This is a genomic window from Rhodospirillales bacterium (assembly GCA_016872535.1).
In the GTDB taxonomy this organism is placed as follows: domain Bacteria; phylum Pseudomonadota; class Alphaproteobacteria; order Rhodospirillales; family 2-12-FULL-67-15; genus 2-12-FULL-67-15.
In genome coordinates this window covers 1-6,724 of the sequence record VGZQ01000116.1, presented here as the reverse complement: position 1 = coordinate 6,724, position 6,724 = coordinate 1, and the positions used below count along the sequence as shown (strand labels likewise).

Annotated in this window: 9 protein-coding genes; 6 read left to right on the top strand and 3 right to left on the bottom strand. The window is 65.8% G+C overall.

Translation table 11 applies throughout. The annotated features are described in order from the left end of the window. Together lgt and rfaD are read right to left on the bottom strand one after the other, a co-directional pair. On the bottom strand, positions 1–407 hold a 407-nt coding region (gene lgt / locus FJ311_15460; protein ID MBM3952831.1), incomplete at its 3' end, for a prolipoprotein diacylglyceryl transferase. A gap of 3 nt (positions 408–410) precedes the next feature. After that, positions 411–1,397 (bottom strand): ADP-glyceromanno-heptose 6-epimerase, encoded by a 987-nt coding sequence (gene rfaD, locus FJ311_15455; protein MBM3952830.1) that lies wholly within the window; start codon positions 1,395–1,397, stop codon positions 411–413. Between the two features lie 160 nt (positions 1,398–1,557). Here rfaD and FJ311_15450 point away from each other — a divergent pair, with 160 nt between their 5' ends. The 6 genes from FJ311_15450 to FJ311_15425 all read left to right on the top strand — a co-directional run bounded on the left by FJ311_15450 (position 1,558) and on the right by FJ311_15425 (position 5,420). After that, positions 1,558–1,824 (top strand): accessory factor UbiK family protein, encoded by a 267-nt coding sequence (locus FJ311_15450; protein MBM3952829.1) that lies wholly within the window; start codon positions 1,558–1,560, stop codon positions 1,822–1,824. A gap of 367 nt (positions 1,825–2,191) precedes the next feature. Beyond that, positions 2,192–2,695 (top strand): hypothetical protein, encoded by a 504-nt coding sequence (locus FJ311_15445; protein ID MBM3952828.1) that lies wholly within the window; start codon positions 2,192–2,194, stop codon positions 2,693–2,695. Beyond that, positions 2,593–3,513, top strand: coding sequence for a pyrroline-5-carboxylate reductase (locus FJ311_15440; GenBank protein MBM3952827.1), 921 nt, complete (start codon positions 2,593–2,595; stop codon positions 3,511–3,513). Before FJ311_15445 ends, FJ311_15440 begins: the two co-directional genes overlap by 103 nt. Before the next feature lie 46 nt (positions 3,514–3,559). Then, positions 3,560–4,216: a TetR/AcrR family transcriptional regulator gene (locus tag FJ311_15435; protein ID MBM3952826.1), complete on the top strand. Its 657-nt coding sequence runs from the start codon at positions 3,560–3,562 to the stop codon at positions 4,214–4,216. A 162-nt stretch (positions 4,217–4,378) separates the two neighbouring features. After that, positions 4,379–4,897, top strand: a complete 519-nt coding sequence (locus FJ311_15430) for a phasin family protein (protein MBM3952825.1) — start codon at positions 4,379–4,381, stop codon at positions 4,895–4,897. 172 nt (positions 4,898–5,069) lie between these two features. Further along, complete coding sequence (locus FJ311_15425; protein MBM3952824.1) at positions 5,070–5,420, top strand: tRNA-binding protein; 351 nt, start codon at positions 5,070–5,072, stop codon at positions 5,418–5,420. 18 nt (positions 5,421–5,438) lie between these two features. On the opposite strand, the gene FJ311_15420 is transcribed toward FJ311_15425, so the two are convergent. Beyond that, positions 5,439–6,724: HAMP domain-containing protein (locus FJ311_15420; GenBank protein MBM3952823.1), on the bottom strand; the 1,286-nt coding region annotated here is incomplete at its 5' end.

The window sequence follows — 6,724 nt, the reverse complement described above, 5'->3', positions numbered from 1 at the left end:
ATCGGCGCCGCGCAGGCGAGCCGGTCGGCGAACGGCAGCGCCGCGATCTTGCGCCGGCGCACGAAGGCGATGCCGGCCGCGGTCACCCCGAGAATGCCGCCGTGGAACGACATGCCGCCCTGCCACACGGCGAGAATTTCGAGCGGGTTATCGAGATAATAACCCGGCCGATAGAAGAGCACGTAGCCGAGCCGCCCGCCGAGCACCACGCCGAGCGTCGCCCAGACCAGAAAGTCGTCGACCTCCTCGGGCCGGGCGGCGACCGGCGTCTTGACCGCGAGCGCCCGCATATAGTGCCAGCCGATCAAAAGCCCGGCGATGTAGGCGAGCGCGTACCAGCGGATCGCGAACGGCCCGATCGCGATCAACACCGGATCGATGGCGGGAAAGGGCACCGCGAGCAGCACGAATCACCGGTGCCGGTCGGCCTGGGCGAGGTAATCGCGCACGTAGCGCCGGACGCCTTCTTCGAGCGTGGTGAACGGCTTGCCGTAGCCGGCGGCGCGGAGCCGATCCATGCGCGCCTCGGTGAAATACTGGTATTTGGCGCGCAAGGTTTCGGGCATCGGCACGTACTCGATCTTCGGTTTGCGATCGGCGGCGGCGAAGACCGCCGCGGCGAGGTCGGCGAACGAGCGGGCCTTGCCCGTGCCGCAGTTGAAGAGACCCGAGACGCCCGGATGATCGAGCAGCCACAGCACGATATCGACGCAATCGCCGACCCAAATGAAATCGCGCAACTGCCCGCCGTCGCCGTAGTCGGGCCGGTGAGATTTGAACAACCGGGCGGCTTCGCCGCGGCTGATGCGTTCGTAAATCTGCACCGCGACGCTACGCTGGTCGCCCTTGTGATACTCGTTGGGCCCGTAGACGTTGAAGAACTTGAGTCCCGCCCATTGCGGCGGCGACGTCTCGCCGCCCGCCAACAGCCGCGCGACGCGGCGGTCGAACAGATTCTTGCTCCAGCCGTAGGCATTGAGCGGGCGCAGCGCGGCAAGCGCCTTCGGGTCGCCATCGTCATCGAAGCCTCGGGCCCCGTCGCCGTAGGTCGCGGCCGAGGAGGCATAGATCAATCGCACCTGATGGCGGGCGCACCACTGCCACAGTCCAAGCGACAGGCGGTAATTGCTGACGAAAATCCGGTCGGCGTCCGTTTCCACCGTCGAGGAGATGGCGCCCATGTGGATCACCGCCTCGACGTCGCGGGCATGGCGATCGAGAAAGGCGAACAATTCTTCGGGCGGAACGATGTCGATCAGTTCGCGCGTGGCCAGATTCGACCATTTGACGCCGTCGCGCAGCCGGTCGCACACCAAGACCGAGCCGGGCTGGCGTTCGTCTAGCGCTGCGACGATGTTCGAGCCGATAAAGCCGGCGCCGCCGGTGACGACGTACATGACGGGGGGAACTCCGCCCGGTGAATCCTTCAGGCCTTCGGGCGTTTATAGGCCGAAGGCCCGGATGGCGGCAAGGCGATGAAGCGTTCGCATGGCGACGCGCGCCGAACCATCGGATATATTACCGCTCAGATCGACCGTACTCCCGAGGAGGCCATTCATGCAGACCCGCAATCGCGTTCTCGACGACATCGCCAAGATGGCCGGCGGCGCCGCCAGCGTGATGACCGGCGTGAAGGACGAGATCGAGGCGTTGGCGCGGGCGCGCCTTGAACGCCTGATCGATTCCCTGAACCTGGTGACGCGCGAGGAATTCGAGGCGGTGCGCGCCATCGCTCTTAAGGCGCGCGCCGAACAGGAACGGCTGGCCGAGCGGCTTGCGGCGCTGGAGAAATCGCCCAAACGCTCCCCGCGCAAGCGGCGTTGACGATCGACGCACGATTCGGAGATTCGCGCGGCCGTTTCCGCCCGCCGGGCTTGCACCCATCGGCACGTCCCGTGCCTCTTGCCCGCGACGCCGCGCCTGGCTCGTTCGAATTCCTTGAGTCGATCCAGCAGGTTGAGTCGTTTTTTCCACAGAATCGTTCGGCCGACGGATTCGAATCCGATCCCCGCGCTTGCGCCGGAATCGCGGTTTGTGGCAGGTTACCCATGGTAGTCGGTGCGGGGGAACTCCACTATATGTCGCGGCCACCCCAACGTATTGCGGTTTCAAGAGTTTTCCCCCCGAAAAGTGCCGGGCCGACGGTCATCACGCCAGACGCCCCAATCCCCGCGAACAAGGAGGCATGACAATGACGGTCTCTCCCGCGATGGGCGAGCGGACAGCGGTCAATCCTCTCGACATGATCGAACGGATCGTCGAGGTCAACGAGTGGACCTTCGACCGGCGCAACGAGCAGGAGATGGCGGCGCAGGCGCCCGGACGCTGGTGCGACTATAGCCTCTACTTTTCGTGGAACGAGGAGTTGGGGGCGATGCACTTTACCTGCGCCTTCGACATGCGCGTGCCCGAGGAACGCCGAGGCGGCGTGCGCGAACTGCTCGCGCTCATCAACGAAAAACTCTGGCTCGGCCACTTCGGCCTGTGGCAGGACGAGGGCCTGCCCATGTTCCGCCACGCGCTGCCGCTGCGCGGACTTCCGGGGCCGAGCGCGGAACTGATCGAGGATTTGCTCGACACCGCGCTGGTCGAATGCGAGCGGTTCTATCCCGCGTTCCAGTACGTGATCTGGGGCGGCAAGTCGCCCGCCGACGCTCTCACCGCCGCGCTGGTCGACACCCTGGGCGAGGCGTGAGCACCGATTCGTTCCGCGTTCTTCTGGTCGGGTGCGGCAAGATGGGCGGCGCCCTTCTCGCCGGATGGATCGAGCGCGGCTTCAATCCCGCCGATTTGTCGGTCGTCGAGCCTGAGGCCGTCGATGCCGCTGTCGCCCGCAAGTTCGGCGTCGCGGTTGTGGACGATCCGGCGCGCCTCCCGGCCGGATTCGCGCCCGACATGGTGGTGATCGCGGTCAAGCCGCAATCGACCGATGCGGCGTTGCCCGCCTATCGCCCGTTCGCCGAAAAGGGCGCCGCGTTTCTGTCAATCGCCGCGGGCCGGCCGATTGCCTATTTCGAACGGCTGCTCGGTCCCGGCGCCCGGATCCTGCGCGCCATGCCCAACACGCCGGCCGCCGTGCATCGGGGCATCACGGTGATCGCCGCCAACGCCCGTGTCGACGCCCGCACCCGCGCCCGCGCCGAAACCCTGCTCGCGGCCGTGGGCCAAGTGGAATGGGTCGACGATGAAGGACTGATCGACGCGGTCACCGCCGTTTCCGGCAGCGGCCCGGCTTACGTGTTCCTGCTCGCCGAATGTCTGGCCGAGGCCGGTCGCGCCGCCGGCTTGCCCGATGTGCTCGCCCAGCGTTTGGCGCGGGCGACGGTGGCGGGCGCGGGCGAACTGCTGCACCGCTCGGGCGAAAGCGCCGAACAACTGCGCAAGAACGTCACCAGCCCCGGCGGTACCACCGCCGCCGCGCTCCAGGTGCTGATGGCCGAAGACGGGCTGAAACCGCTCATGACTCGCGCCGTCGCCGAGGCGACCCGGCGTTCGCGAGAACTCGCCGGCTGACTCCCGATCCGATTTCCGCGATAATTGCCGTCTTGGGAAGCACCCGATGGCAAAGGCACGGTCACATAGGAATCCCGGTCGCCGGCGCGGCGCCAAGCCGGAGGATCGCGCCATCCAGGCCGCGCTCGAGTTGATCGCCGAAGACGGCTGGCGTTCCTTCAGCCTAGATGCCATGGCGAAGCGCGCGGGGCTTGCGCCCGACGCCGCGCGCGAATTGTTCGCGTCGCGCAACGCGGTGCTCGACGCCGTCTTCCGCCGGATGGACGAGGCGGTGGCGGCGGAAGGAACCTACGCGCCCGACGATTCCAATCCGGTTCGCGACCGGCTGTTCGACGTGCTCATGCGCCGCTTCGACGCCCTCAACGCCCGCCGCGCGGCGATGGTGCGCCTCACGCGCGAGTTGCCGTTCGATCCGCCGTCGGCGGCGCGCGCCGCGTGCCGGCTCGCCCGCTCGCTTAGGGAAGCCTTGCGGACCGCAGGTCTTTCCGCGCGCGGCCCCTTGGGCGCCGCCCAAACCAAGGGCCTCGGTTTCGTTTATCTGTACGCGGTGCGCGCCTGGCTTGCCGACGACAGCGCCGACCTGAGCGCGACCATGGCCGCCCTCGACAAAGGCCTGCGCGCGGCCGAAACCCTGATGGCCGCCTTCGCCGGACTGACGGCCAAGGCCCCGGGGCGCCCCGGGCGGGAACCTTCCCAGGCCTGATACCCCTGCTCCTTCCTTAAGTCCTTGTTCGAATTGTGATATATTGCACTAGCGAAGTTTTTTATTGTGCGATGCAACATTTTCGTTGACTTTGAAAAAAATAAGGCTTAAATAAGGCTCGTCATTCACGTTGCGCCGCACAACAAACCGCAGGAGCCCACTATGCAAGCCGACTTCCTCAAAGCCAACCCGTTCTTCGGGCCCGACGCCTTCAAGGCCTTCGTCCAAGCGACCCCGGTCAAGATGGCCGACGAATTCTTCAAGGCCGCCCGCCAGTACCGCTATTCGCCCGCCGACATGGACGCAGTGATGGAAAGCCAGCGCCGTACCCTCGAGGCCTTCAACGCCGCCGGCCGCGTCGCGACCGAAAACGCCCAGAAGATCGCCAAGCGCCAAGCCGAGATGGTCAAGGAAACCCTCGACGAGATCACCGCCGCGTTCTCCGAGATCGGCAAGTCCGGCACCCTCGAGGACGTGACCGCGAAGCAGGCCGAATTCGCCAAGGGCGTGTTCGAAGCCGCCCTCGACAACGGCCGCGAGATCGCCGAAATGGTCGCCGAGACCAACGAGGCCGTGGTCGAGCCGATCTCCAGCCGCGTCGTCGCCCTTCTCGACGAGATGAAGGAAGGCGCGCTCAAGCTCAAGGCCAAGCCGGAAAAGACCGAAAAGAAAGCCGCCTGATCGCGGACGTCTTTCGCCAGCGCTTCTCGCCCCGTTTTCCTCAGGTCTCTCCAAACACGGAGCGAGTTCTCCCGACCCCCGCCGGACTCCGAAATACGGGGCCCCGGCGGGGGTTTTTATTTGCCTCGGCGTCCCCTTTCCCGCACCTTCGGTCGAAATGGGGAGAAGCTCCATGAACCAACCCCTGCCGACCGTCGCTTACGACGATTTCGCGCGGATCGATGTGCGCGTCGGCACCGTGATCCGCACCGAGCCGTTCCCGGAGGCACGCAAGCCCTCGATCAAGCTCTGGATCGACTTCGGCCCCGCCGTCGGAACCCGCAAGTCGTCGGCCCAGATCACGCGTCATTACGCGCCCGAACGTCTGGTCGGCCGGCAGGTAGCCGCCGTGGTCAATTTCCCGCCCCGCCAGATCGGAAAATTCATGTCGGAAGTTCTGGTACTCGGCTTTCCCGACGCCGACGGGGAAGTGGTGCTGGTCACGCCCGACCTCGCCGTGCCCGACGGCGGCAAGCTGTTTTAGCGGTTCAAGCCGGCTCTCTCATACCGGCAGGCGCAAGTGCGCCCGCACGCCACCCAAGGGTGATTCTTCCATCACCGCGTCGCCGCCGTGGCCGCGCAGAATGTCGCGCACGATCGCCAATCCCAGCCCGACGCCGCCGGTTTCCGGATTGCGCGACGATTCCAACCGGAAGAACGGCCGGAAAACGTCCTCGCGGGATTCCTTGGGGATTCCGGGGCCATCGTCGTCGACCGTGATGTCGATCCAATCGCCGGCGCGACGGGCGGCAGCTTCGACCGTGCGACCGTGCCGGATCGCGTTGGACATGACATTGGCGATGGCGCGGCGCATGGCCGAAGGTCGCACCGGCACCACCAGATCGCCCTCGGTTCGCACGGTTACCGCGCTTCCTTCGCGCCGGGCGGCGGCGGCGGCTTCCTTGATCAAGGCTCCGATATCGATGTCGGTCGGCGCTTCGCTGCCTTCGCCCCGGGCGAAGGCGAGATATTCCTCCAGCATCCGCTCCATTTCCGCGATATCCGCCTTGAGTTCGGCGACGCCTTCGTTCGCGGGCATCATTTCCAACTGTAATTTCATGCGCGCGAGCGGGGTACGCAGATCGTGCGAAACGCCCGACAGCATCGCCGTGCGTTGCGTGATTTGGCGCTGGATACGCTCGCGCATGGCCTGGAACGCCAATGCTGCCTGGCGCACTTCGCGCGCGCCTTCGGGCTTGAAGCGTGGCGAATCCCGTCCTTTGCCGAAATTCTCGACGGCGCGGGCCAGCCGCCGGATCGGCTTGACCTGATTGCGCATGAAAATGATCGCGATCCCGAGCAGAATCAGCGACGATCCCGCCGTCCACAGACCGAAAACGATCGCGGTCGAACTGAACATCCGCTTGCGCGGAACCATCGCCCTGAGCACGCCGTCGCCGAATTGAACGTCGATGATGACCAGGCGCGGGTGGCTTGAGGCATCGACGACGAAGGGGCGCGTCAAGCGCTCCGACAACGCGTCGTTAAGCGATTCCTCGATCCAATCGCGCGGTTTCCACCGCGCCGGCGCCAGGATGGCGCCGGGTTGGTGATCGATGACCAGTTCCTTGGCGGTCGCGAACAGGTCGATTACTTGGTGACGAGTTTCCGAGCTCGCGTCGGGAGGGATTAGTTGGACCATCATGGCGATGTCGCCGGCCACGCCTTGCGCCAATCGATCCATGATCTTGCCCCAATGGGTGTCGTAGAACACGATCGCCGAAATCAACTGCACGATCGCGAGCGGGGTGATCAGGATCACCATCGTCCGCCCGAGCAGGGACTTCG